The organism is Duganella sp. AC917 (assembly GCF_979258245.1).
Genome location: NZ_OZ409848.1, coordinates 4,301,108 through 4,327,207 on the forward strand (window position 1 = coordinate 4,301,108; position 26,100 = coordinate 4,327,207).

The window sequence follows — 26,100 nt, forward strand, 5'->3', positions numbered from 1 at the left end:
GCCGTTCAGCGGATCGATGCATCAGCACTGCCAGCGGCGGAACAGCAGGCTGGCATTGACGCCGCCAAATCCAAACGCATTGGACATCGCATACTCGGTCCGCAGCTGCCGGGGCGCGCCCGCCACAATATCGAGGCCGTCCGCCGCCGCGTCGCGCTCGGCCAGGTTCAATGTCGCCGGCGCCATCTGGTCGCGCAACGCCTGAACCGTGAAAATGGCCTCCACGCCGCCGGCCGCGCCCAGCAAATGTCCGGTGGCCGACTTGGTGGCGGAGATGGCCGGACCGCCGTCCGCGCCAAAGACCGCGCGAATGGCGGCCAGTTCGCCCGCATCCCCAACCGGCGTGGACGTCGCGTGGGCGTTAAGATGGCCGATCGCCGCGACCGACACACCGCCCTGGCGTATCGCCAAGGCCATCGCCCGCCGGCCACCGGCGCCGTCATCCGGTGGTGACGTCATGTGATAGGCGTCGGCGGTGGTACCGTAGCCGACCAGCTCCGCCAGCGGCACCGCGCCCCGGCGCAGCGCGTGCCCCAGCTCTTCAATAACGAGTATGCCCGCGCCCTCCCCCATGACGAAGCCATCGCGCGCCTGGTCGAACGGCCGCGATGCCGATGCGGGAACATCGTTGAAACCGGTGGACAACGCGCGCATCGCCGCGAACGAGCCCAGGCTGACGCGGTCGACGCACGCCTCGGCGCCGCCGCAGACCGCAATGTCGGCCTCGCCGGAACGGATCAGGCGCGCGGCGTCGCCGATGGCCTGGGCACCGGCCGCACAGGCGGTGATCGGCGCGCCCAGCGGACCGCGCAGGCCGTGCTGGATGGAGATATGGCTGGCGGCCATATTGGCGAGGAAGCCGGGTACGGTGAACGGCGACAGGCGGCGCGGGCCACGGCCGTCCGTGGTCCGCACCGCCTCCACCACCGCGCCAAAGCCGCCTATGCCGGACGCGACGATGGTCGCGCTGCGCAGCCGCTCGTCTTCCGTCGCGGGATGCCATCCGGCCTGGTCGAGCGCTTCGCGCGCGGCCGCCAAGGCAAACAAGGCAAAGCGGTCCATTTTTTTCTGGTCTTTCGGTTCGACGGCAAGCGCCGCGTCAAAGTCGGGGACCATGCCACCCACTTTGCACGCGATGTCCAGGGTGTACTCATCACCCAGGCGGGCGATGCCGGACCGGCCGGCCAGCAGGCGTTGCCACACGGTTTCACAACCACTGCCGAGCGGCGAGACGACGCCCATGCCGGTGACGACGATACGTTTGTTCATCAAAACTTGTCCCATCAAGATAAGCCATGCAAAATAGGCAAACCGCGCCATTCCGGCGCGAGGCTAAGCGGCCCCGGCGATGGCGCAGTTCGCTGCGATTCAAGGGAGTATAGGTGCGCATGCCGTCGCATGCTTGACCGTTCAAGCCAACAGATATGCATAACGCGCCAACATTTTGACGATGACCGGACTGATCTTCAACACTTTTTCCGTGCATGTCGTGCAGGGAATGCTGACCTTCCTGCGCGCCAGCCGGGGTGGGCAGGCCATTGCCGACGCGCTGGCCGGCGCCGGCATTCCCCAATCGCTGCTGGCACAGCCGGACGCCCGCATCACGCGCCGGCAATACGTGTCGCTATACAAGGCGGTGGCCGCGCAGCTGGACGACGAGATGCTGGGTCTGTGGTCGCGGCCGATACGCGGCGGCACCCTGAAATATCTGATGCTCAGTTTGCTCGATACGCCGACCATCATGGTGGCGCTCAACCGCTTCGTCCGTTTCTGGAATCTTTTGCTCGACGATTACCGCTTGCACATGGTCAGGAAAAACACCGTGGTGCGGCTGGCGCTGATCGCGCGCACGCCCGGCACCGGCGCCAACCCGCTCGGTCACGGATTGATGATGAAGCTGATACATGGCGTAACGTCGTGGCTGCTGGGGCGGGAGATCACCGTGCACAAAGTCGAGTTTTGCTTTGCCCGGCCACGCCACGTCAAAGACTATGTTTTTTTGTTTCCGGGCGGTGTGGGTTTCAACGCGGCGGAGACCAGCATCCACCTCGACGAAAAAGACTGCGCCTCCGTGTTCAAACGGGAAAAGCACCAGCTATGGGGATTTCTCAAACGCGCGCCGGAGGACTGGACTTTCGCTGCGGTCAACCGCACTTCGCTCGCGGCGAAGGCGAGGGTTTTTCTGGAGCCGCGTATCGTTGAACCGGTCACGATCCAGGATCTCGCCGCAGCTTTACATATCTCCGTGCGCAACCTCACCCGCAAGTTCGCCGAAGAGGGAACCGCCTTCCAGCGGGTGAAGGACGATTTGCGGCGTGACATCGCCGTGCATCGGCTGACGCATTCGAACGTCCGCGTCGCCGCGCTGGCGCAGGATCTCGGCTACTCCAATTCCGCCGTGTTCTGCCGCGCGTTCAAACAATGGACGGGGAGTAGTCCCACGGAATACCGCAAGGGCGCGCGCGATACGGAGTGAGGCGCACGGATGCCGTCGTGCCGGGCCTGCGGGCCGTCGGTGCCAGTGTCGGCGCCGGTGTCGGACATCACAGGCTGCGGCGGCTGCTGAACTCGCGCCAATCGTTGGTCAGCGGGTCCAGGAAGGAGATGCGGCGTGCCAGCAGCTTAAGCGGCTGCGACACGTCGTCCGCCTTGCACGGCAGCGCCACCGGATAAAATGCGTCGTTGATGATCGGGATGCCAAGCGAGGCCAGATGCAATCGCAGCTGGTGCTTGCGGCCCGTATGCGGAAACAGCCGGTACAAGGTGCAATCGGCGCGATGCTCGATGACCTCGATGATGGTCTCCGAATTGGGCTCGCCCGGCTCCTCCTTCATGATGAAGAACTTGTCGCCGTCGACCATCCGGCTGCGGTACGTGAACGGATACTCGACACCCTTCAACGTCGGCGCCAGCGCCTCGTATTCCTTCTCGATCACCCGCTTCTGGAACATCGACTGATACGCGCCACGGCTCTCCGGCTTGCGCGAGAAGATCACCACGCCGGCCGTCTCGCGGTCGAGCCGGTGGATCGGCGTCAGCGCCTGCTCGCCCAGCGTTTTCTTCAGCCGCACCAGCAAGGTCTCGTGCAGGAAGCGCCCGCCCGGCGTCATCGGCAGGAAGTGCGGCTTGTCGACCACCACCAGATGTTCGTCCATATGGAGGATCTCCTCGGTGAACGGTATCGGCGTCTCCGCCTCCAGCTCGCGGTAGTAAAAAATGCGCATGCCGCGCTTGAATGGACTGTGCGGCGCCAGCGGCTTGCCGTCGCCGTCCACGACCTCGTTGCGCGCCATGCGCTCGTACCAGGTCGATACGTCGACATCGGGAAAGCGCGCCACCAGGAAGGTGATCAGGTCCGGCCACTGCCCTTCCGGCAGCCACAGATAGCTGGGCGCGACGCCGTCGCGCATCGGCAACGGTGGCAGCGACATCAGGACTTCGGCAGCGCCAGCGAGTGGTACTTCGGCAGGTTGTTCGGGTCCAGTCCCTTGGCGCGGGCGTACACCGGCAGCACCAGCGGCATGTTCTTGTTCATGTTCGCGATGCGGTCCTTGCCGGTCGGGTGGGTCGACAGGAAGCTGATTGGCTGGCTCTTGTTGATCGCGCCCATCTTCTGCCACAACGCCACGCCGGCGCGCGGATCGAAGCCGGCGCGCGCAGCCAGATCGATGCCAACCAGATCGGCCTCGCTTTCGTCGCCGCGCGAGAACGTCAACGCCGCGCCCTGCGAGACCATGCCCGCTGCCGCATCGCCCAGGCGTGGATCGACACCGAAATAGGCCGAGCCGATGGCGCCGAGGATGCGCGAGCCGACCTGCGTGACGGTGTTCTTGCCGGCCTGCTCGCGCGCGTGTTCGCGCAGCGCGTGGGCGATCTCGTGACCCATCACCGCCGCCACTTCATCGTCGGTCAGATTCAGCTTGGTCAGGATGCCGTTGTAAAAAGCGATGCGCCCGCCCGGCATGCAGAAGGCGTTGACGGTGTCGGACTTGAGCAGGTTGACTTCCCACTTCCATTGCGCCGCGTCGGGATTCCAGCGCGAGGTGAATGGAATCAGGCGCTTGGCGATGGCGCGCAGGCGTATCAGCTGCGGGTTGTTATCGCTGGCGACGGCGTCCTTGTCGTGCGCCTGCTTCAGCATCTGGTCGTATTGAAGCTTGGACTGTTGATCGAACTGCGCGGAATCGCCACCCAGCCCACGCATGCGCGACAGCTTTTCGACCGGAATACCGTCGTTTTGCGCGTGGACAGGCAAGGCGCCCATCACGCAGACCAGCACCATGGCGGCGCTTTTTAATTTAAGCTTTTTCATTTGCACTATTCCAAGGAGCGATTTTCGGCAGCATCATCATCGCCGGGAAGGCGAGGATAAAGCACACGATGAAGAACCAGAACCAACCAGTTTCGGCGACAATATAACCCACCGAGGAATTAATGAATGTGCGCGGGACCGCAGCCAGACTGGAAAACAACGCGTACTGGGTGGCAGTATAGCGGGGATCGGTCGCTCTTGACATAAATGCCACCAGCGCCGCCGATCCAAGTCCCAGGCTGGCGAACGCCTCGAAGCCGAAGACGGCGCTCAATAGCACCGGGTCCGGCCCGACGTTGGCCAGCCAGGCGAAGCCCAAAATCGCAATCGCCTGCAGCACGCCGAACACCCACAGCGCGCGGTTGATGCCCAATTTGATCATCCAGATGCCGCCGACGGCGCCGCCGGCGAGGCTCGCCCACCAGCCGGTGGCGTTGGCCGCCAGCCCGATTTGCTTGGTGGTGAAGCCGACATCGAGGAAGAACTTGGTCGACAACGCGGTCGCCATGCTGTCGCCGATCTTGTACAGCAGGACGAACATGATGATGATGATCGCCTGCTTCAAGCCGTCGCGCAGGATGAATTCGCGGAACGGCAGCACCACGGCCTCCTGCAAATTCTTAGGCGGCGCTCCGTAGACGGCCGGTTCCTTCGCCAGCAGGGTGCAGATAAAACCCGGCAGCATGAACGCGGCGACGATCCAGAACACGGCCTGCCACGACATCGTGTCCGCCAGCACCAGCCCCAGCGCGCTGGGAATCAGGCTGGCCGCCTTGTAGGCGTTGACGATGATTGCCGCGCCCAGACCCTGCTCGTCCTCGGCCAGGATCTCGCGGCGGTAGGCGTCGACCACCACGTCCTGGCTGGCCGACAGGAAGGCGATGACGCCGACGAAAACCGCGATCAGCGTCAGTTCCAGCTTCGGATCGAGCATGCCCAGTCCCCCGATGACGAGGAACAGGCCGACCTGCGTGACCGCCATCCAGCCGCGCCGCCGGCCCAGCGGGCCGATGGTGTAGCGGTCCATGAACGGCGCCCACAGGAATTTGAAGGTGTAGGGGAACGTCACCAACGCGAACAGGCCGAGCGCCTTCACATCCAGCCCGGACTTGGCCAGCCACGCCTGCATCAGGTAGATCAGCGTGTACAGCGGCAGCCCGGAGCTAAAGCCCAGGAACAGAATCGAGATGGTGCGGCCGTTCAGGTAAGACAGCCAGTGGCGCTTCGGTTCCTGGGTAGTCATCAGTGCGCAGCCTTCGCGTCGATTTTCGTGGTGAGCTTCTTACGCAGGCGGAAAACCGCCAGGTCGCCGCGCAGGTTCGGCAGGAACGACACGCGCCGGCCCTCCGCCAGCGCCACGTACTCGATCACTTCCAGACCGCATTCGACGGCCAGGTCGCGGAAGTCGTTGATGGTGGCGCAGCGCAGGTTGGGCGTGTCGTACCACTCGTACGGCAGCGATTCGGACACCGGCATGCGGCCCTTGAGCAGCGATACGCGGTGCGGCCAGTAGGCGAAGTTGGGGAACGAGACGATGGCCTCCTTGCCGACGCGGACGATATCGCGCAGCAGCGCCTCGACGTGCTTCATCATCTGCAGCGACGACAGGCACAATACCGTGTCGAAGGTGTTATCGCCGAACAGCGACAGGCCGTTCTCCATATCCTGCTGGATCACCTGCACGCCGCGCTTGGTGCTGTCGAGGACTTTGTCGTCGGCGATCTCGATGCCGTAGCCGCTGCATTGCTTGTCGCTTTGCAGGTAGTCCATCATCACGCCGTCGCCGCAGCCGACGTCCAGCACGTGCGCGTTGTTGGGCACCCAGTGGGCGATGAAGGCCAGGTCCGGCCGGGCGGTGCTTAATTGGGTAAAGTTCATGCGCTGCCTTTCACTGGAGCGTTGATGTCGTTCCATACCTGGTTGTAGTAGGCGCGCACCAGGTTCAGGTAGCGCGGGTCCTCCAGCAGGAAGGCGTCGTGGCCGTGCGGCGCGTCGATTTCCGCGTAGGTCACCTGGCGGCGGTTGCTCACCAGCGCCTGCACGATCTCCTGGCTGCGCTCCGGCGAGAAGCGCCAGTCGGTGGTGAACGAGGCCAGGAAGAACTTGGCGCGGGTGCCGGCCAGCGTCTTGGCCAGGTCGCCGCCATGGTGGCGCGCCGGGTCGAAGTAGTCCAGCGCCTTGGTGATCAACAGATAGGTGTTGGCATCGAAGTATTCGCTGAACTTGTCGCCTTGATAGCGCAGGTACGATTCGATCTCGAAATCGACGCCGAAGCCGAATTTGTAATTGGCCGGATTGTCGCCCGGGACGCCGGCGATGTCGTCCACCGCCGCGCGCAGCCTGCGGCCGAATTTCTCGGCCATGTCGTCGTCGGACAGGTAGGTGATATGGCCGACCATGCGCGCCACGCGCAGGCCGTTTTTCGGCACCACGCCGTATTCGTAGAAATCGCCGCCCCGGTAGTCCGGGTCGGACAGGATGGCCTGGCGGGCGACATCGTTGAAGGCGATGTTCTGCGCCGACAGCTTGGCGGTGGAAGCGATCACCACGCAATGGCGCAACCGCTCGGGGTACATGATGGACCAGGCCAGCGCCTGCATGCCGCCCAGCGAGCCGCCCATGACGGCGGCAAATTGCGTGATGCCCAGCGCGTCGGCCAGGCGCGCCTGCGCGGCCACCCAGTCCTCCACCGTGACGACCGGGAAGGCGGCGCCGTAAGGCTTGCCGGTGGCCGGATTGGTGTGCATCGGCCCCGTGGAACCGAAGCACGAGCCGAGGTTGTTGATGCCGATGACGAAGAACTTGTCGGTGTCGAGCGATTTGCCGGGACCGACCATGTTGTCCCACCAGCCCAGGCTTTTCGGCACGCCTTCATATTCGCCGGCGACGTGGTGCGAGGCGTTGAGCGCGTGGCACACCAGCACCGCGTTCGATTTGTCGGCGTTGAGGGTGCCGTAGGTTTCGTACATCAGCATGTAGTCTTGCAGCGCGGCGCCGCTTTGCAGCGGCAGCGGCTGCGCGAAATGCATGGTTTGCGGTTTGACGTATCCCAGGGATGACATATTTTTATGAGAGTTTGGGGGCGGCCCCACGGGCCATCAATCTGGGCGGGACCGCGAGGATGGGTCCCACCGACTTACATCAACTGTAATTGTTCGACCGCGTCTGCAATTACGTTGGGTTCCATCGAGCGCATGATCTTGCGGGTTTGCGGAACGATACGCGCAAGGTCGCTGTTCAGGATTTCCTGCTTGACCGATAGCAGCTGCGCCGGGTGCATCGAGAACTCCCGCAGCCCCATGCCCAGCAGCAGGCGTGTCAGCTTGACGTCGCCCGCCATTTCGCCGCACACGGCGACGTCGATCCCGGCTTTATGCCCGGCCGCAATCGTCATCGAGATCAATTGCAGCACAGCCGGATGAAGCGGATTGTAAAGGTGCGCGACCTCATAATCAACCCGGTCGATCGCCAACGTGTATTGAATCAGGTCGTTGGTGCCGATCGACAGGAAGTTCATGCGCTTGACGAACATCGGCAGCGCCAGCGCCGCCGCCGGGATTTCGATCATCGCGCCCACCGGCACGGTGTCGTCGAATTTGATCTTCGCCTCGCGCAGTTCGGCCTTGGCCTGGGCGATCATCGCCAGCGACTGGTCGATCTCGAACGCGTGGGCCAGCATCGGAATCAGGATCTTGACCTTGCCGAAGGCCGAGGCGCGCAGGATGGCGCGCAACTGGGTCAGAAAAATCTGCGGCTCGGCCAGGCAGTAGCGGATCGCCCGCAAACCCAGCGCCGGATTGAGCGCGGTGTGCTCGGTCTGGTCGAGCGGCTTGTCGGCGCCGATATCGAGCGTGCGGATCGTCACCGGCCGGCCCTTCATCGCCACCACGGCCTTTTTGTACTGTTCGAACTGCTCGTCTTCGGACGGGATCTTGCTGTTGCGGCCCATGAACAGGAACTCGGAGCGGAACAGGCCCACGCCGTTGGCGCCGGCCTCCATCGCCGCCGGGCAGTCGTCCGGCAGCTCGATGTTGGCCAGCAGCGTGATCTCGGTGCCGTCCTTGGTGATGGCCGGCGTCTTCTTGAGTTTATTGAGCTTTTTGCGGGCGCGCAGCGCGGCGCCCTGGCGCTCGCGGTACTGCTCCAGCACCAGCGCGCTGGGGTTGGCGACGACCACGCCGGCGTCGCCGTCGATGATCAACCAGTCGTCCTGCTCGATCAGGGTCGAGGCACCGGACATGCCGACGGCCGCCGGGATGTCCAGGCTGCGCGCGACGATGGCCGTGTGCGAGTTCTGGCCGCCGACATCGGTGACGAAGCCGATGAACGAGCGGTCGCGGAACTGCAGCATGTCGGCCGGCGAGATGTCGTGGGCGACGATGATCATCTGCGCCTGGAACTCGTCGCCGTCGGCGGTGGTCGGCGGCAGGATCTGCGCGGTGCCCATCAACACCTTGAGCACGCGCTCGGCCACCTGCTGGATGTCGGCCTTGCGCTCGCGCAGGTACGGGTCTTCGATTTCGTCGAACTGCGCCGACAGCTCGTCGATCTGCGTCAGCAGCGCCCATTCGGCGTTGTAGTGGCGCGCGCGGATGATGTCGAGCGGCGCCTCCGAGATCATCGGGTCCGACAGGATCAGCGCGTGGACGTCGATAAAGGCGCCCAACTCGGTCGGCGCGTCCTTGGGCAGCTCGTTCCACAGCGTTTGCAGTTCCTTGTGCACCTGGGCCAGCGCCTGCTGCAACCGCACCACTTCCGCTTCCAGATGCTCCTCGGCCACCAGATAGTGCTTGACGTCGAGCGCCGCCGGCGCCAGCTTGTGCGCGCGGCCGATGGCGATGCCGCGGGAGACCGGAATGCCGTGCAGTGTGAAGGAAGCCATGGGTGGACCAGTGAAAATGCGGGAACGGCCGCGATCCGAGGGCATTACTCGCCTTCGCCGAACTTGTCGTTGACCAGCGCCGACAGCGCGGCGATGCATTCGCTTTCATCGGGGCCGTCGGCCTCCAGGGTCACCTTGGCGCCCTTGCCTGCGGCCAGCATCATCACGCCCATGATCGACTTGGCGTTGATGCGGCGCGCGTTGCGGGTCAGCCAGACATCGCTTTGAAACTTTGCTGCCAGTTGGGTAAATTTGGCGGAAGCGCGGGCATGGAGCCCAAGCTTGTTGATAATCTCAAGTTCTTGTTGAATCATTTTTCTTTTGTCTCAATGAGAAATCAGCGCAGCAGTCGTTACAAAACATCCGCCGCGCAAATAAGCCGCACAAAAAATTCCCGCGTCGTCGCTACACGACGCGAATCCGGTTGTCGACGCGCACCGCGCCACTTTGCGCGCCAGCCAGCGCCATCTCGACCACCACGTCGAGCGTGTCGCGGCGATACGTGATGGCCCGCAGCAGCATCGGCAAACTGATGCCGGCGATGACCTCCACCCGGCCGGCGTCCGCCAACCGATCGCAGCAGTTGGCGGGCGTGCCGCCCTTGACGTCGGTCATGATCAACACGCCGTCGCCGTCGTCGAGCCGCCTGATCGCCGCCGCCGCCAGCGCCTGCACTTCCCCGAGGTCCTGGTCGGCGATCACATCGATCGCCTCGAGCCGCTCGGTCGGACCACGGAACACATGCGCGCAGGCGGCAATGAATGCCTGTCCAAGCGGAGCGTGCGTCATAAGCAGTATGCCAACCATATTCTTAAACCGCCAGTGAGCGCGGAGGTTTTTGAGGCCGTCCGGCAAAATTATTTTGAATATCCGTCATCGCGGACCTGCCACCGACGCCACCGCCGCCTCGACGGCATCGATGAACATCGCCGCCACAGGGAAACCGGCTTGCTGGGTGATTTCCTGGAAGCAGGTCGGGCTGGTAACGTTGACTTCCGTGAGGCAATCTCCGATCACGTCCAATCCTACCAGCAACAAGCCGCGCGCGGCCAGTACCGGACCCAGGGTATTGGCGATTTCGAAGTCCCGTTCGGTCAAAGGTTGCGCTACCCCAAGGCCACCGGCCGCCAGGTTACCCCGCACTTCGCCGTTTTGCGGGATGCGCGCCAGCGAAAACGGCACCGGCTTGCCGCCGATGACCAGAATCCGCTTGTCGCCCTTGGCGATGTCCGGGATGAAACGCTGGGCCATGATCGTGCGCTTGCCGTTGTCGGTCAGCGTCTCGATGATGGCGCCCAGGTTCATCGCGTCCGGCTTGACGCGGAAGATGCCGGTGCCGCCCATGCCGTCGAGCGGCTTGAGGATGACGTCGCCATGCTCGGCCTGGAAGGCGCGGATGCGCGCCTCGTCGGCCGTCACCAAGGTCGGCGAGGTGAACTCGCTGAACTGGGCGATGGCCAGCTTTTCGTTGTGGTCGCGGATGGTGGACGGCTTGTTGAAGACGTTGGCGCCCTGCTTTTCGGCCAGCTCCAGCATATAGGTGCCGTAGATGTACTCCATGTCGAACGGCGGGTCTTTGCGCTGGATGATGGCGTCGAACTCGCCCAGATTGGTTTCCACGGCCGGAGCGGCGCGGTACCAGTCCTTCAGGTCGTCCAGAATGGTAATTTCGGCAACCTTGGCGTACGCCACGCCGCCGTTGACGGCCATGTCTTTTTGCTCGAAGGCGTAGACCGTGTGGCCGCGCTTGGCCGCCTCCACCATCATGGCGTAGGTCGAATCCTTGTAGGTCTTGAAACTGGCCAAGGGATCGGCGAGGAAAGCTATTTTCATGGGCGCATCCAGTCTGGGTAATGCCTGATTTTAGCCGAGATTCGCCGACCGCACCGGGGAGCGGATGAGGCCGCTACCCCGGTGGCGCTTGCCAAGTCATCAATATTAGCTTAGTACACTTCCGGATTCGGGTCGGTGCGTTCCATTTCCAGCGACGCCGCCAGCAGCGCCAGCCGCGCCACCACGCCGTAGACATAGAAGCGGTTCGGCGCAGCCGTGCCCGGCTTGGCCTTCAGATCGGGCACGGCGTGCTGCTGGGCGAACGCCAGCGGCACGTATTGCGAACCGGGCGCGTTGAGGTTCTGGTCGACGCCCTTTTCCGCGTGCACGCGGTAGAAACCGCCGACAACATAACGGTCGATCATATAGACCACCGGCTCGGCGACGTCGTCCTTGATGCTCTCGAAGGTCGGCACGCCCTCCTGGATGATGAAGTCGGTCACTTCCTTGCCATCCTTGATGACGATCATCTTGTCGCGCTGGGCCTGGCTCAAGTCCTTGATTTCACTGGAATCCTTGATCGTCAGGATGCTGGTGCCGTAGGTCCCGGCGTCCGGCTTGACGATCACGAACGGCTTGTGGTCCTTCATGCCGTATTCCTTGTACTTCTTCTTGATCTTGGCCAGCAGCGCGTCGACGTTGGCGGCCAGGCAATCGTAGCCGTCGCCGGTGCGGAAGTTGACCGCGTCGCATTTGGCGTGGAACGGGTTGAGCATCCACGGATCGACACCGATCAGCTTGCCGAACTTCTTGACCACCTCGTCATAGGCGTTCAGATGGTTGCTCTTGCGGCGCACGGCCCAGCCGGCGTGCAGCGGCGGCAGCAGGCTCTGCTCATGAATGTTCTGCAAAATCTCGGGGATGCCGGCCGACAGGTCGTTGTTCAGCAAGATCGTGCACGGATCGAAGTCCTTGAGCCCGACGCGCCGGCCGTTGGCCGAGCGCACCAGCGGCTCGACCACCAGCATATTGCCGTCCGGCAGAGCCAGCGGCGTCGGCTGCGTCACTTCCGGCGCCAGCGAACCGAGGCGCACGTGCAGCCCGGTCTGGCGGAAAATCTGCATCAGCCGCGCGATGTTTTGCCAGTAAGTCGGGTGACGCTGGTGAATTTCCGGGATCAGCAGCAGGTTGCGGGCGTCGGGACAGTATTTGTCGATCGCGGCCATGGCGGCCTGCACCGACAGCGGCAGCATTTCCGTGGCCAGATGGTTGAAACCGCCCGGAAACAGGTTGGTATCGACCGGCGCCAGCTTGTAGCCGGCGTTTCGCATATCGACCGAGCAATAGAACGGCGGCGTATGCTCCTGCCACTCCAGACGGAACCAGCGCTCAATGGCCGGCGTGGCGGCCAGGATTTTTTCTTCTAGATCGAGCAGCGGACCGGTCAGAGCCGTGACGAGATGGGGAACCATGATTACTTCCTTAAATGTGCGGGAGGACGGCCCTCCAGGCAGCAGAACCTCAAATATTACCTTGCAGATAGCCCAAATCGGGGCGAAAACCCTATTTTAAAGGTGGAAATGGAAAAAAGGCGGGGATGGGCTCACGCTTGCCGTCACCGGCTACGGGCACAGTCTCAAATCGGTGTCAGTCCACGATCCAGCAGATCGGTCAGCGGATCAAGCAATTCAGCGGTCCCCTCACTTGACCCGAAAAAAAAGCGCCTCATACAGAGGCGCTTTGGGAGACCAGATTTAAAAATTAAGCGTGGTAAGCGGACTCGCCGTGGGTGGTGATGTCCAGGCCTTCGCGCTCTTCTTCTTCCGGAACGCGCAGACCGATGACGACGTCAACCAGCTTGTAAGCGATGAACGAGACGACAGCCGACCACAGGATGGTGACGCCGACGGCGGTCGCCTGGGTGGTGACCTGGGCCGCGATCGAGTAGTCCGCCGATGCCTTGTTGGCGACGTAGTCGAAGATGCCCTGGCCGCCCAGCGATGGCGCGGCGAACACACCGGTCAGGATGGCGCCGAGGATACCGCCGACGCCGTGAACGCCGAACACGTCCAGCGAGTCGTCGGCGCCCAGCAGGCGTTTCAGACCATTAACACCCCACAGGCAGATGACGCCAGCGGCCAGGCCGATGACCAGCGCGCCCATCGGGCCGACGAAACCGCAGGCCGGGGTGATGGCGACCAGACCGGCCACCGCACCCGAAGCACCACCCAGCATCGATGGCTTGCCTTTGAAGATCCACTCGGCGAACACCCAGGCCACGGTGGCGGCGGCGGTGGCCAGCAAGGTGTTGATGAAGGCCAGTGCGGCGATGTCAGCCGCTTCCAGCGCCGAACCGGCGTTGAAACCGAACCAGCCGACCCACAGCAGCGAAGCGCCGATCATGGTCATGGTGACCGAGTGTGGCGCCATCGATTCGCGGCCGTAGCCGACGCGTTTGCCCATCATGTAGGCACCGACCAGGCCGGCAACAGCGGCGTTGATGTGCACCACGGTGCCGCCGGCGAAGTCCAGCGCGCCTTTTTGGAACAGGAAACCGGCTTTGGCGGTTTCGGTCGCCAGGGTCGCGGCGTCCTTGATCGCGTCGGGACCGGTCCAGAACCAGACCATGTGGGCGATCGGCAGGTAGGCGAAGGTGAACCACAGCACGACAAAAGCGAGCACGGCGGTGAACTTGGCGCGTTCGGCAAAGGCGCCGACGATCAGGCCGCAGGTGATGGCGGCGAACGTGGCCTGGAAGGCGACGTAGATAAATTCAGGAATGACCACACCCTTGCTGAAGGTGGCGGCGTACGAGAACGCGCCCTTGGCCGGATCCCAGATGCCGTTCAGGAAGGCACGGTCGAATTTGCCGTAGAAGGCGTTGCCCTCGGTGAATGCCAGCGAATAGCCGTACACGCACCACAGCACCACGATCAGCGCGAAGACCATGAACACTTGCATCAGGATCGACAGCATGTTTTTGGAGCGGACCAGGCCGCCGTAGAACAGCGCCAGGCCGGGAATCGTCATCAGGATCACCAGCAGCGTCGAGACCATCATCCAGGCGGTGTCGCCTTTTTGTGGCGCCGGCGCCGGGGCGGCAGGTGCTGCCTCCGTAGCGGCAGGCGCGGCTGCGGCAGGCGCGGCTGCGGCAGGCGCGGCGGCAGGCGCGGCCGGCGCTTCCGGTGCGGCGGCGGCGGGCGCGGTGGCTGCGGCGGCGGGCGCGTCAGCCGGCTTGGCCTCCTGGGCATGGACCGGCGCGGCTAGTGCGAACAGGATGGAAACCCCAGCGAGCAATGTTGTTATAGTTTTCTTCATCAATTTTCCCCTTAAAGAGCTTCGTGGCCGGTTTCACCGGTACGAATACGGATCACCTGTTCCAGGTTGTACACAAAGATCTTGCCGTCACCGATTTTGCCGGTGCGGGCAGCGCCTTCGATCGCTTCGATCGCCTGTTCGACGATGGCATCGTCCACCGCCGCCTCGATCTTGGTCTTCGGCAGGAAGTCCACGACGTATTCGGCACCGCGATACAGCTCGGTGTGGCCTTTCTGGCGACCGAAGCCTTTCACCTCGGTCACGGTAATACCTTGCACGTTGATCGCCGACAGGGCCTCGCGGACCTCGTCGAGCTTGAACGGCTTGATAATGGCGGTAATCATTTTCATGCTGGCCTCGCTTAGAAGGTTTTGGAAATGGTAAGCACGGCACCGCTCTTGCCGAGGTTCTTACCGCGCCCGACGTAGGCGTCGGTGTCGGTGAAGATCCCTGCCACCGCCACGGTCACCACGCCGAAATCTTTGGTGAAGCCGATTTTGTAGTCGTTGTAGCTCACGGCGGAATTGTTCTTGACGGTCTGGCGGCCGAGGTGGACGTTCAGGAAGTAGCCGTCATAGATATCGGTGTTGAGTTGGGCGTCGACATAGCCGCTGTTCTTGCTGTCGGGGGTGCCGAACAGATTGGTGGTCGAACGGGAGTATTTGACGGAGAACGGACCGACGCCGATTTGGGCGTACAGTTCGAAGGTGTTGGCGCTGGTGGCCAGCTTGTTGGACGGATAGTAGTAATACAGGCCGCCGACGTCATAGGTCACATTCGGGGCGATCTCGCCGCGCTTGCCGCCATAGATATCGATTTCCACGTCGGCGTCGCCGCCACCGTCCTTGACCCACTTGATGGTGGACGCCCAGGTGCCGACATACAGGCCGGTCGGATTGTTGACGTAATCCACGCCGCCTTGCAGCGCCGGATTCAGGCGGGTTTGCGAGATGCCGCGATAACGGTAGTCGCTGGCCACAGCCACGTTGTAGCTGATTTGGTTATCCGGTACCGGTTCGGCAGCGGGTGCGGCGGCAGGCGCCGGTTGCGCTTCCTGGGCCTGCGCCACGGAGGCGCCCATGGTGGCGAATGCAAACGTCAATGCTGCGAGCAGGGTCAGGTTCGTGCTTTTCATAATTTTGTCCTTGTAGTTATCGAACTTAGTCACAGATAGGGAATACGGTTACGGGTAAAATCCTTATGAGGCAAAGCAGAGAGCGGCATTCATTTACTTCTTTAGCAGAATGCGTGCCAGCTAATATTGCTCGCCGGATAGCTGCCGTGGCATCCGCGACAATGGACGTACTCGTAGGAAAGTGACAATTTGAAAGCGTCGAACGGAAGAGTCTTTGGTTTTGCACCACAATGATGCATTGGCGCACTTCGATAGTGCGCACATAACCCCACCTGATCAAGGAATATTATGGATATGAACACTTTTTTTAACGACCTGCAAAACAAGATCAGCCAAGCCGTCCAAAACTCACCAGCAAAGGACATTGAGAAGAACGTCAAGTCCATGATGACGCAGGGATTCTCCAAACTGGACCTGGTGACGCGCGAGGAATTTGATGTTCAAACGCAAGTTTTAGCGAAAACCCGCGCGAAACTGGAAACGCTGGAAACGCGTCTGGCGGAATTGGAAGCGAAGGCGGCCACGCCGAAGAGCGATATCATCATCTAACAAGGCACTGTTGCGGCTCAGCTGCGGTAACACGGGCATTTCGCCGATGGCACCGCAACAGGTCCAGTTGCCTATTTAAGCAGAATATCTGGACGCAGGCGTTCGAGGATTGCTTCCAACTCGGCTAGCGCTTGGGGATCGACCCCTTGACGCGAAAACGCTGTGTGCAGGTATGCGCCCATGATCTGGAACTCGTCAGCCGTGATCGCCAGCCCCGTATGGGCGACAGCCATGTTCTCGCCGGTGTACTTGCACGGCCCGTTGGAAATGGCACACAGATGCTCGGCCACCTTGGCCTTCAACGGTTTCAACGCCACCCCTTCGAACGAACGGCTTGAAAGGGGATCATGTGAAACGTTCTCTACTATTTCATTTGCCGCCCGCGTAATAACTTCGCCGCCACCGAGCCGTTCGTAGAGCGTTTTCTCTTGCGCGTGAATGTTTTCGGTGAAAGCCAAAGCCAACGCTAGAATTATTACGTTTCTGATAAATTCCACTGTTTCTCCTCACGGGCGCTACGCCGTGCTTTCGACGCGAAAGCCGTTCGTGTGGCCACCGGACGAATCGCCACGGGTGCCGCAACCACTTCTGAGCCATAATTTTAGGCCAAACAAGTGCGTATGAGCGGGGAAACATTCAGCAGAACTCAAGATTGCGAGAGCGCGAGAGTGTCTTCGCTCGACCCGAATGTCACGCCCCCGAAGAACCTACGGCTGTCGGTTTCCGCAACCGCAATCTGCGGGGGTCAAGTCTGTCATTCGGACACGGACTCAACAGCCTACGCCTGGGGCCGTGTCCGAATGACAGACTTGACCCCGATTGCCCGAATGACAGACTTGACCCCGATTGCCGGGTTCGTGTCCGAATGACAGACTTGACCCCGATTGCCCATGATTGCTACAGCGCGAGAGTGTCTTCGCTCTACCTGAACGTCACGCCCTCGACGAATTTGCCTATGTCGAGCACATTGGCTTCCGCGCCTCTTATCTTTCGTCCGCCGACCGTCACATTGTCGATCGTGACGTTCTTCACCTTACGCATTTCGTCATGCCCGTAAATCACCGAAGCGCTGGGCGAGCCGTTGCCTGAAAAATGGATGTTGCGCAACGTGACATTCTCGATGCCCCGCCCCGGGCTGGTGTTGTATTTGGGCGTGAAGGCGATGTGCAGGTTGAACAGCTTGCCCTCCTCGATGCGCTCCACCCGTATATCCTCAAACACCACATCGCGCACCAGATTGTCGTCGGCGGCCATGATGCCGATCGCGCCTTCATACTCGGGGTCGTCCTCGTCGTGATCGAGGATGTCGATGTTGCTGAAGCGGATGCGCTCCAGCACCTCCGGCTCCGGATGCGCCGGCGACGGCGTGTTGCCGTGGATGCCGATCATGACCGCGTGCGCGATGTCGGCCCACAAGGTCGAGTCTTTGACGACGATGTCGCGCGTGTTGCCCCAGATATCCCAGCGGTGGTTATACAGGGTGATGCAATCGTCGGACGTGCGGATGAAGCTGTCGGCGATGGTGACGCGCTCGCAGGCGAAGTGACCCAGCCCGTCCGACCACTTGCCCCCGCCAATGGTGCGGATGTTGCGCTCCTCGATATCCTGGGACGTGATGCAGCGCATCGTCCCGTGCGTCTGGTTGAAGAAGATCGGCCCGTCGATCACCACGTTCTTGGAATCCTTGATCACCAGCATATCGACGCTGTCGAACAGGCCGTCGCTGATGACCTTGACGTTTTGCACGCCGTTGATGATCAGCGGCCGCTTGAGCATGGCCGAGCCGTCGATATACACGGTGGTGTTGGAGCGCACGTTGAACTCGCCGTCATGCACGCCCGGGCCAAAATACACCACAGGCTGGGTGAAGTCCGGCGTCTCGCCCTTGCCGATCGCCTCGTTCGGCTTGGGCGCCGGCGGCTTCGGCATGTCCTTGCGGATCGCGTGCGTGAACAGATGCAGGTTGTGCAGGCGGTCGTCGTCGAATTCGATGCTGAGGTTGGCCGGGCGGTTCAGCGTGAAGAAGGCGGTCTGGCCCTTGATGACCGGTTTGATGCCTTTGGCGTCCGGACGGATCGCCACGCTGGAGAAGCGCCCGTTGTTCTTTTGCACCGCCACTTCGACCGGACCGTCGAAATTGAAATAGACCATCGAGGCGGTACTTTGTGTATCGAGGTCGACTTTGACTTTGTATTCGTACAGGTCCTGCCATACGCCGCCAGGCGTGCGCACGCGCACCGTGAAGTCGTCGTTGTGGTGCGAATACCGGACCGGCTCCGGGAACGGGAACACCTGCACCTGCGCCGACGCCGACGCACACCACAGCAAACCCGCCGCCGCTAGAATCTTTTTGAACACGCTAGTCTCCTGATTTTATTTTCATGTTATCGATAACTCGATTGCGGCCGATGCTATCACATTACCGTGTCACCCGGAAGTAATCGACGTCCATCTCAGAGGACTTGTTGCCGGTGGTTGGCCGCCGCGTGCTGACCAGGCCGACCTGCGCGCCAACCCAGCGTCCGACAGTCGCTTGAAACGGCTTGCCTGCCGGCGTGTACTGCTTGCCGTCCAGGCTGTATGAGAACGTCACCACCGCACCATCGCCGACTTCGGCGCGCAGATACACCGGCTGGCGGCCAACGGCGCGCAGCGGTTCCACACGCTCCTTGCACGTCAGCGCGGGCTCCTCGCAAGTGGACAGCACCAGCTGCCTCACGCCGTCGCTGTCACGCAAACCCAGCCACGCATAGCGAATCCCAAGCACCAGCAACCCTGCCCGTTGAAAACCGGACCCGCGCGCCTCGATCTTCGTATCGACGGTAAAAACAGGAGCGGGGAACTTTTGCGTCAACACAGACGGCACCTCGCGCACGCTGCCCTCCTCCGGCGCCGCCAGGGCCGGCAGGCGCAGGAAGCCAGGCCGCGCCGCGAGCGAGTACCAACCGCCAGCAGCGCCCACCCCCGGATTGGCATTCCACTGCCACTGCAAGCCGAGCGCCCCGCCGCCGAACTCGTCCCCCGTGGGCGGCACCAGGACGCCGCGATCCTTGCCGGCCGGCTTGGCGTAAGTCAGCACCGGCTCGCCAACGCCGGTGTTGTCCTTATCCACGCCGATTACCGGCCAGCCATCGCGCCACTGCATCGGCTGCAGATGGACCACGCGCCCATACGGCCCCTTGTCCTGGAAATGATAAAACCAGTCGCGTCCGTCCACCCCGTCGACCCAGGCGCCCTGGTGCGGCCCGTTGATCGTCGAAGTGCCCTGCGCCATAACGATCTTGTCCTCGTACGGTCCCTCGATATTGCGGGACCTGAACACCGACTGCCAGCCATGTTCGACGCCGCCCGCCGGCGCGAAAACATAGTAATAGCCATCCTTCTTGTACAACTTCGGACCTTCGACCGTATGATAGCCCGGCAACTTGTCCCCATTGATGATGTCTTTGCCGCGCTCGTCGAGCAGTGTGCGTGCGTCCGCGTCCATGCTGCGCAAGGTCAGGATGTTGTTGATGCCCGAGCGGCTCTTTGCCCAGCCGTGCACCAGCCAGGCCTTGCCGTCGTCATCCCACAGCGGCGCCGGATCGATGATGCCTTTGCCCGCCAGCAGCAGATGCGGCGCGCTCCACGGACCGGCGAAACGCTGCGCCGTCATCACGTAGACGCCGAAATCCGGGTCAGGATAAAAGATCCAGAATTTGCCGGCGTGGTGGCGCAGCGCCGGCGCCCACACGCCCTTGCCCGGCTGCGGCTTGGCGAACACATCCTCCGGTCCCAGCTTCGGTAGCGCATGCCCCACCAGCTCCCAGTTGACCATGTCCGACGATTGCAGCAACGGCAGCCCGGGCGCGTTGCTGAAGCTGGACGACGTCATATAAAACATCTGCCCGACACGGATGGCGTCCGGATCGGAGTAGTCGGCGTACAGGATGGGGTTCTGATACTGGCCGTTGCCGAGGTCGGCGACCCAAGGCTGGCTGGACGGCGGCTGCGCGGCGGCCGAGACCGTACACAGGCTAAACAACAGGGCGACAGCGGTTTTCAACGGACCACTCCTAACGAATCAATCTTCAAGTTGATCAGGCCGGATCGCAAAAACCACGATCCCCGGCTTCCTGCGCGTTGCTTTTCAAACGGGTATGACATTATACTTGTTATCGATAACAGATATCAGTAGAATTCATTTCCAGGAGACTTAGATGTACGAAAAAATATTTCATGCCACCCATCCGGACATGATGACGCAAGTGAGCAATGAACAGTTACGCGAGCGCTATTTAATCAGCAACCTGTTCGTCAGCGACCGGATCAAGCTCAATTACTGCCACCACGAGCGCTTCGTGATCGGCGGCGCCGCGCCCGTCGCCGAGCCGCTCACGCTGCCGACGCACACCGAGCCGGTTTCCGCGCTGGGCCAGCCCTTCCTGTCGCGCCGCGAGCTGGGGGTGATCAACGTCGGCGGCGGCGCCGGCCGCGTCACAGTGGACGGCCAGGTGTTCGACATGGCGCCGCTCGACGGCCTGTACATCCCGATGGGCAGCAATGAGGTCAGCTTCGAAGCGGTCGACCCGGCCAATCCGGCGCGCTTTTACCTGGCCTCGACGCCGGCCCACGCCCGCCACGAACTGACCAAGATCACCCACGCACAGGCCGTTCCGCTGGAGCGCGGCAGCGCCGCGACGTCGAACGCCCGCACCATTTATCAATACGTGATTCCCGGCGTATGCAAATCGGCGCAGCTGCTGCTCGGCCTGACGATACTGAAAACCGGCAGCGTGTGGAACACCATGCCGCCGCACCTGCACGACCGCCGCTCCGAAGTCTATTTCTACTTCAACCTCGACGAGCAACAGCGCATCTTCCACTTCATGGGGGAGCCGGATTCGGCGCGCCACATCATCGTCGCCAATGAAGAAGCCGTCGTCTCGCCACCTTGGTCGATTCACATGGGTTCTGGCACGGCCAACTATGCCTTCATCTGGGCCATGGGCGGCGAAAACCTCGACTACACCGACATGAACGTGCTCGATATCTGTCAGCTGAAATAAGGAGCATCGATGTCCGAACTGTTTAATCTTGCTGGCCGCACCGCGCTCGTCACCGGCGCCAATACGGGGCTGGGCCAGGCGATCGCGATCGCGTTGGCCGGCGCCGGCGCCGACATCGTTGCCGCCGGCCGCAGCCCCGCCGACGACACCGCTGCACACGTTGAAGCGCTGGGCCGCCGCTTTCTGTTCGTCAATGCCGATTTCGGCTCCACCGAGCCGGTGCAACGCGTGGTCGACGCGGCAATCGCCTTCAACGGGCAGCTGGATATTCTGGTGAACAACGCCGGCACCATCCACCGCGCCGACAGTCTCGACGTCACCGAAGAAAACTGGGACGCCGTCATGAACACCAATCTGCGATCGGTCTTTTTCCTGTCGCAAGCGGTGGCCAGGCACATGGCGACGCGCCACGCGGGCAAGATCATCAACGTCGCCTCGCTGCTGTCGTTCCAGGGTGGCATTCGCGTGCCGGCCTACGCGGCCAGCAAGAGCGCGCTGGCCGGGTTGACGCGCGCGCTGGCGAATGAATGGGCCGCCAAAGGCATCAACGTCAATGCACTGGCGCCGGGCTACTTCGAGACCAACAACACCACGGCGCTGCGCCAAGACGCCCGGCGCTCCGAGGCGATACTGGCCCGCATCCCGGCCGGACGCTGGGGCAAGCCGGAAGACCTGGCCGGTGCGGCGGTGTTCCTCGCCAGCGGCGCCAGCGACTACGTGCACGGCATCACCCTGCCGGTGGATGGCGGGTGGCTCGCGCGATGAACGAGACGAACCGCATGACCGAACGGGCTGAAAAGGCGACGAGCCGCGCCTGGCAACTGGCGTGGGACTTCGGCAGCGCCGAGGTGCAGGCGCTGGGCGGCATGCTCGGCCCGGTGAGCCTGCGGCTCGACGACGAGCGCGAGCTCGACATCATGCACGTGGCGCCGTGGGCCAGCACAACCGGCGCGGCCGCCCTGCCCGGCCTGCTGCGGCGCATGCGCGGCGAATGGCCTTGTGTGCCGTTTGGCCGCACCGACGATCCCGGCCCCCTGCCGCCCGGCTGGCTGCGCACCGGCGACAACGACCAAGCCGGCGACGGCTGGATGCACGGCTACGCCGCCAATCACCACTGGCGCTGCATCGAGGCCACGCCGCACCGCGTGCATCTGGCGATTGACTACCCGGCCGGCAGCGCCATCGCCCGCGTCGAAAGAATTATCGCGGTCGATCCACACGCTGCCGCGCTGGATATCAGCTTGGGCATCTGGTCGCGCCGGCGCTCGCGCATGCCGGTCGGCCTGCATCCGACTTTCCGCATTCCGCCGACGCCGGGACGGGTCAATGTGGTGCTCGGCGAGCACGCCGGCGTCCACAGCTACCCGACCGCCGCGCCCGGCGCCGTCTCGCGCCTGCTGCCGGACGTGCGCTCCGGCGCGCTCTCGGCCATGGCGGGCATCGATGGTCCGCTCGATCTGGCGCAATTACCGCTGACCATGCCGACCGAGGAGTTGATGCAGGTCAGCACCTTGACGAGCACCGGCGACGCGCCGCCGTTCGCGCTGCACTACCTCGACTACGACGCCTGCGTCGGCATGTGGTGGGACACCGCGCAGTTGCCGGACCTGATGCTGTGGATCAGCAACGGCGGCCGCATCAATTATCCGTGGATGAGCCGTCACCTGGCGATCGGCGCCGAGCCGGTCAACAGCCTGTTCGACCTGGGCAGGGTCGCCCGCGCACCGGCCGGCCATCCGCTGGAAGACAGGCTCGGCGTCGCGCTGAGTCCGGAACAACCGTGGCACACGCGCTACCGCATCGCCGCCTGGCCCAACGCCACGCCCCCCACCCGCTAGGAGAACCGGACCATGCATCCCGACTTTCGCTCCCGCGACATGCTGCTGTCGCACATCGCGCACACCATGCGGTTCTACCATCCGCGCTGCATCGACCCGAGCGGTGGATTCTTCCACTTCTTCCTTGACGACGGCACCGTCTACGACCGCCACACGCGGCACCTGGTCAGCAGCACGCGCTTTGTCTTCAACTACGCCAAGGCCTACCGCCAGTTCCGCGACCCGGCGTATCTGGAAGCGTTGCATCACGGCGTCGCCTTCCTGCGCAACGTCCACCGCAACGCGCGCACCGGCGGCTACGCCTGGCAGCTGTCGTGGCGCGACGGCAAGAAACAGGTCACCGACGGCGACAACCACTGCTACGGCCTGGCGTTCGTACTGCTGGCGTATTCGCAGGCGCTGGCGGCCGGCATCACCGAAGCGCGCGTCTATATGAAAGAGACGTTCGATCTGATGGAGAAGCGCTTTTGGCAGGCGGAGCCGGGACTGTACGCCGACCAGGCCAGCGCCGACTGGAAGGTACTCGATCCGTATCGCGGGCAAAACGCCAACATGCACGCTTGCGAAGCGCTGATCGCCGCTTTCGAGGCGTCGGGCGAGACGCATTATCTGCAGCGCGCCGTCACGCTGGCGCGCAACATCACGATGCGCCAGGCGGGGCTGGCCGGCGGCATGATCTGGGAACACTATCACGCCGACTGGTCGGTGGACTGGCACTACAACCGTCACGACAAGAGCAATATCTTCCGTCCGTGGGGCTACCAGCCGGGGCATCTGACCGAATGGGCCAAGTTGCTGTTGCAACTGGAGCGGCATCCGGTGGCGCTGGACGGCGCCACCGAATGGATGGCGCCGCGCGCCGCGCAGTTGTTCGACATCGCACTGGGCAAGGCGTGGGATGCGGAGCATGGCGGGATTTTCTACGGCTTCGGCCCGGGGGACGAGATATGCGATGGCGACAAATCTTTCTGGGTGCAGGCGGAAAGTTTCGCGGCGGCGGCCATGCTGGCCGAGCGGACCGGCGATCCGAGGTACTGGGATTGGTACGACAGGATCTGGGCGTATAGCTGGGAGCATTTTGTGGATCACCAGCATGGAGCGTGGTATCGGGTGCTGAGTCCGTCGAACGCCAAGCTCAGCAACCAGAAGAGCCCGGCCGGCAAGGTCGATTACCACACGATGGGCGCGTGTTACGAGGTGCTCAATCTGATCGCGGCCGAGCCCTGACAGTCTACAATCGATCCATAAGACAACTATAAACGAGACAAGAATGAACATATTGGCCCACATAAGCCACGCATTACACCGGATTGGCGGATTACGCTTCGCTAATCCGCCCTATGTTTTTCCGTGCCTGATCTTGATTGTCTTGCTTGCGCTTGGCGCGCCGAGCCACGCGGCGGAGCAGCAGCATCTGGCCACGGTACAGTCGCCCGACAAGCACCTGCAGTACATTTTCTACCAAACCACAGCGGCCACCGGCGAGCGGCAGCTGTACTACCGCGTCAACTACAAGCACAAAGCGGTCATCCTCGATTCCCTGCTCGACCTGCAACTGGACAATCACCTGTCCGAAAGCTCGATGGCGCTGAAAATCGACCGCCACAAAAGGTGGTTCGACAACCTGGCGATCACCGGCAACACCACCATCAGCCACAACGCCACTTGGAAACCGCTGCACGGCGAGCAAGCAGAGATCCCGGACAACTACAATCAGCTCACCGTGAACATGGTCAAGGACGACAATCCCGACTACACGATGAAGCTGGAAGTGCGGGCTTACAACGAAGGCGTCGCCTTCCGCTACGTGTTCCCGGAAAACCCCAAAGGCAGCTACTACCGCGTGACGCAGGAGAACACCGAGTTCACCCTGCCGGTGGAAACCAAGGCCTGGTTCGCCGGCTGGGCGCAAGCGCCCTACAAAAAACTGGACCTTGCCAACTGGCCCGACGAAGCCGAACGTCCGCTGACCTTGGAACTGCTCGGCGGCACCCACGTCGCCCTGCTCGAAGCGCAAATGGTCGACTACTCGCGCACCAAGTTCAAACTCAGCACGAGCAAGCCGAATACCATCGTCACCGCCATGTACGATCCGGCCGACCTGATCTCGCCGTTCGCCACGCCGTGGCGCGGCATCATGGTCGCCGAATCGGCCGGCGCGCTGGCCGACAACAACCACTTCATCCTCAACCTCAATCCGCCGTCGAAGATCGCCAAGCCGGACTGGATCAAGCCCGGCAAGATCATGCGCGTGATGACGCAGACCACGACCGCCGCCAAGGCCAACATCGATTTCGCGGTCAAGCACAAGCTGCAGTACGTGCTGTTCGACTGGAAATGGTACGGCCCCGCCTTCTCCTTCGATTCCGACGCGACGAAAGTGGCGATACCGGACTTCGACCTGCCGGCCATCATCAAATACGGCAAGGACCGCGGCGTCGGCATCTGGCTGTACGTCAACCAGCAAGCGCTGCTGACGCAGTCCGACACCTTGTTCAAAACCTACAAGGACTGGGGCGTCAAAGGCGTGAAGTTCGGCTTCGTCCAGGTCGGCTCGCACCGCTGGTCCACCTGGATCAACAAGGCCATCCAGCAAGCGGCCGATGCGCAAATCATGGTCAACATCCACGACGACTGGCGCCCGACCGGCGAGCAGCGCACCTGGCCCAATCTGCTGACGTCCGAAGGCGTGCGCGGCAACGAGGAGATGCCGGACGCCACGCATAACACGGTGCTGCCGTTTACCCGCTACCTGGCCGGCGCGGCAGACTACACGATCTGCTACTTCGATCCGCGCATCAAGACCACGCACGCGCACCAGTTGGCGCTCGCGGCGATCTACTACAGCCCTTTGCAGACCTTGTACTGGTACGACCGTCCGGAGAAGGAGAACAACGAGCCGGAGCTGGAGTTCTGGGACAAAATTCCTGTGACCTGGGACCAGAGCAAAGTCATCTCGGGCAAGCCGGGCGAATCTGTCACGATCGCGCGCCGCAGCGGGGCCGACTGGTTCATTGGCGCCATCACCAACAACGACGCGCGCAACGTCAGCATCCCGCTGAGCTTCCTGGAAAAGGGTAAAAAATATCAAGCCACTTTGTATGCCGATGATGCGAGCGCTTCCACGGCCACCCGCGTCGGCATCGAGCGGCGGGCGGTCGACGCCTCAACCGTCATCGACGCCAAGCTGTCCGCTTCCGGTGGCGTGGCCATCCGGATCACCCCGGCGCAGCCATAACAGGAAC

At 62.7% G+C, this 26,100-nt stretch carries 24 protein-coding genes; 7 read left to right on the top strand and 17 right to left on the bottom strand.

The window, feature by feature from the left end:
- Positions 1-21 precede the first annotated feature (21 nt).
- Positions 22-1,284: a beta-ketoacyl-ACP synthase II gene (gene fabF / locus ACZ0BA_RS18715; RefSeq protein WP_463452712.1), complete on the bottom strand. Its 1,263-nt coding sequence runs from the start codon at positions 1,282-1,284 to the stop codon at positions 22-24.
- 166 nt (positions 1,285-1,450) lie between these two features.
- Between fabF and ACZ0BA_RS18720 the strand changes: the two genes are divergently transcribed.
- Positions 1,451-2,476: an AraC family transcriptional regulator gene (locus ACZ0BA_RS18720; RefSeq protein WP_463452713.1), complete on the top strand. Its 1,026-nt coding sequence runs from the start codon at positions 1,451-1,453 to the stop codon at positions 2,474-2,476.
- 67 nt (positions 2,477-2,543) lie between these two features.
- Here ACZ0BA_RS18720 and ACZ0BA_RS18725 read toward each other — a convergent pair whose 3' ends face one another.
- The 13 genes from ACZ0BA_RS18725 to ACZ0BA_RS18785 all read right to left on the bottom strand — a co-directional run bounded on the left by ACZ0BA_RS18725 (position 2,544) and on the right by ACZ0BA_RS18785 (position 15,420).
- Positions 2,544-3,431, bottom strand: a complete 888-nt coding sequence (locus ACZ0BA_RS18725) for a pseudouridine synthase (RefSeq protein ID WP_463452714.1) — start codon at positions 3,429-3,431, stop codon at positions 2,544-2,546.
- The gene (locus ACZ0BA_RS18730) at positions 3,431-4,312 is read right to left on the bottom strand and encodes a M48 family metallopeptidase (RefSeq protein ID WP_463452715.1); all 882 of its coding nucleotides are present in this window, start codon (positions 4,310-4,312) and stop codon (positions 3,431-3,433) included. Before ACZ0BA_RS18730 ends, ACZ0BA_RS18725 begins: the two co-directional genes overlap by 1 nt.
- Positions 4,299-5,555 (bottom strand): AmpG family muropeptide MFS transporter, encoded by a 1,257-nt coding sequence (locus ACZ0BA_RS18735; protein ID WP_463452716.1) that lies wholly within the window; start codon positions 5,553-5,555, stop codon positions 4,299-4,301. The genes ACZ0BA_RS18730 and ACZ0BA_RS18735 overlap by 14 nt, the downstream gene beginning before the upstream one ends.
- A complete protein-coding gene (metW, locus tag ACZ0BA_RS18740) occupies positions 5,555-6,190 on the bottom strand; it encodes a methionine biosynthesis protein MetW (protein WP_463452717.1) in 636 nt (211 codons plus the stop codon). The genes ACZ0BA_RS18735 and metW overlap by 1 nt, the downstream gene beginning before the upstream one ends.
- On the bottom strand, positions 6,187-7,374 hold the full coding sequence (gene metX / locus ACZ0BA_RS18745; RefSeq protein WP_463452718.1) for a homoserine O-succinyltransferase MetX: 1,188 nt from the start codon (positions 7,372-7,374) through the stop codon (positions 6,187-6,189). Before metX ends, metW begins: the two co-directional genes overlap by 4 nt.
- Positions 7,375-7,448: 74 nt before the next feature.
- Complete coding sequence (gene ptsP, locus ACZ0BA_RS18750; protein WP_463452719.1) at positions 7,449-9,194, bottom strand: phosphoenolpyruvate--protein phosphotransferase; 1,746 nt, start codon at positions 9,192-9,194, stop codon at positions 7,449-7,451.
- Between the two features lie 44 nt (positions 9,195-9,238).
- A complete protein-coding gene (locus ACZ0BA_RS18755) occupies positions 9,239-9,508 on the bottom strand; it encodes an HPr family phosphocarrier protein (RefSeq protein ID WP_090317115.1) in 270 nt (89 codons plus the stop codon).
- 91 nt (positions 9,509-9,599) lie between these two features.
- On the bottom strand, positions 9,600-10,001 hold the full coding sequence (locus ACZ0BA_RS18760; protein WP_463452720.1) for a PTS sugar transporter subunit IIA: 402 nt from the start codon (positions 9,999-10,001) through the stop codon (positions 9,600-9,602).
- Between the two features lie 66 nt (positions 10,002-10,067).
- A complete protein-coding gene (gene gshB, locus ACZ0BA_RS18765; RefSeq protein WP_463452721.1) occupies positions 10,068-11,027 on the bottom strand; it encodes a glutathione synthase in 960 nt (319 codons plus the stop codon).
- A gap of 110 nt (positions 11,028-11,137) precedes the next feature.
- Positions 11,138-12,439: a glutamate--cysteine ligase gene (gene gshA / locus ACZ0BA_RS18770; RefSeq protein WP_463452722.1), complete on the bottom strand. Its 1,302-nt coding sequence runs from the start codon at positions 12,437-12,439 to the stop codon at positions 11,138-11,140.
- Positions 12,440-12,728: 289 nt separating this feature from the next.
- Positions 12,729-14,285: an ammonium transporter gene (locus ACZ0BA_RS18775; RefSeq protein ID WP_463452723.1), complete on the bottom strand. Its 1,557-nt coding sequence runs from the start codon at positions 14,283-14,285 to the stop codon at positions 12,729-12,731.
- An 11-nt stretch (positions 14,286-14,296) separates the two neighbouring features.
- Positions 14,297-14,635, bottom strand: coding sequence for a P-II family nitrogen regulator (locus tag ACZ0BA_RS18780; RefSeq protein WP_090317127.1), 339 nt, complete (start codon positions 14,633-14,635; stop codon positions 14,297-14,299).
- An 11-nt stretch (positions 14,636-14,646) separates the two neighbouring features.
- Complete coding sequence (locus ACZ0BA_RS18785) at positions 14,647-15,420, bottom strand: TorF family putative porin (RefSeq protein ID WP_463452724.1); 774 nt, start codon at positions 15,418-15,420, stop codon at positions 14,647-14,649.
- A 288-nt stretch (positions 15,421-15,708) separates the two neighbouring features.
- On the opposite strand from ACZ0BA_RS18785, the gene ACZ0BA_RS18790 reads away from it, so the two are divergent.
- A complete protein-coding gene (locus ACZ0BA_RS18790; protein ID WP_463452725.1) occupies positions 15,709-15,969 on the top strand; it encodes an accessory factor UbiK family protein in 261 nt (86 codons plus the stop codon).
- A gap of 71 nt (positions 15,970-16,040) precedes the next feature.
- Here ACZ0BA_RS18790 and ACZ0BA_RS18795 read toward each other — a convergent pair whose 3' ends face one another.
- The 3 genes from ACZ0BA_RS18795 to ACZ0BA_RS18805 all read right to left on the bottom strand — a co-directional run bounded on the left by ACZ0BA_RS18795 (position 16,041) and on the right by ACZ0BA_RS18805 (position 20,014).
- Complete coding sequence (locus ACZ0BA_RS18795; RefSeq protein ID WP_463452726.1) at positions 16,041-16,466, bottom strand: group I truncated hemoglobin; 426 nt, start codon at positions 16,464-16,466, stop codon at positions 16,041-16,043.
- A gap of 424 nt (positions 16,467-16,890) precedes the next feature.
- On the bottom strand, positions 16,891-18,327 hold the full coding sequence (locus ACZ0BA_RS18800) for a glycoside hydrolase family protein (protein WP_463452727.1): 1,437 nt from the start codon (positions 18,325-18,327) through the stop codon (positions 16,891-16,893).
- Between the two features lie 61 nt (positions 18,328-18,388).
- Positions 18,389-20,014 (bottom strand): glycoside hydrolase family 43 protein, encoded by a 1,626-nt coding sequence (locus ACZ0BA_RS18805; protein WP_463452728.1) that lies wholly within the window; start codon positions 20,012-20,014, stop codon positions 18,389-18,391.
- A gap of 154 nt (positions 20,015-20,168) precedes the next feature.
- Between ACZ0BA_RS18805 and kduI the strand changes: the two genes are divergently transcribed.
- The 5 genes from kduI (at position 20,169) to ACZ0BA_RS18830 (ending at position 26,093) form a co-directional block, all read left to right on the top strand.
- Positions 20,169-21,017 carry a 5-dehydro-4-deoxy-D-glucuronate isomerase gene (kduI, locus tag ACZ0BA_RS18810; protein ID WP_463452729.1) on the top strand — a complete coding sequence of 283 codons (849 nt, stop codon included), beginning with the start codon at positions 20,169-20,171 and terminating at the stop codon, positions 21,015-21,017.
- A gap of 9 nt (positions 21,018-21,026) precedes the next feature.
- Positions 21,027-21,782, top strand: coding sequence for a 2-dehydro-3-deoxy-D-gluconate 5-dehydrogenase KduD (gene kduD, locus ACZ0BA_RS18815; RefSeq protein ID WP_463452730.1), 756 nt, complete (start codon positions 21,027-21,029; stop codon positions 21,780-21,782).
- On the top strand, positions 21,779-22,855 hold the full coding sequence (locus tag ACZ0BA_RS18820; protein WP_463452731.1) for a hypothetical protein: 1,077 nt from the start codon (positions 21,779-21,781) through the stop codon (positions 22,853-22,855). The genes kduD and ACZ0BA_RS18820 overlap by 4 nt, the downstream gene beginning before the upstream one ends.
- 12 nt (positions 22,856-22,867) lie before the next feature.
- Entirely contained in the window at positions 22,868-24,082 is a 1,215-nt protein-coding gene (locus ACZ0BA_RS18825) for an AGE family epimerase/isomerase (RefSeq protein ID WP_463452732.1), read from the top strand.
- 133 nt (positions 24,083-24,215) lie between these two features.
- On the top strand, positions 24,216-26,093 hold the full coding sequence (locus ACZ0BA_RS18830) for a glycoside hydrolase family 97 protein (protein ID WP_463452733.1): 1,878 nt from the start codon (positions 24,216-24,218) through the stop codon (positions 26,091-26,093).
- Positions 26,094-26,100 lie beyond the last annotated feature (7 nt).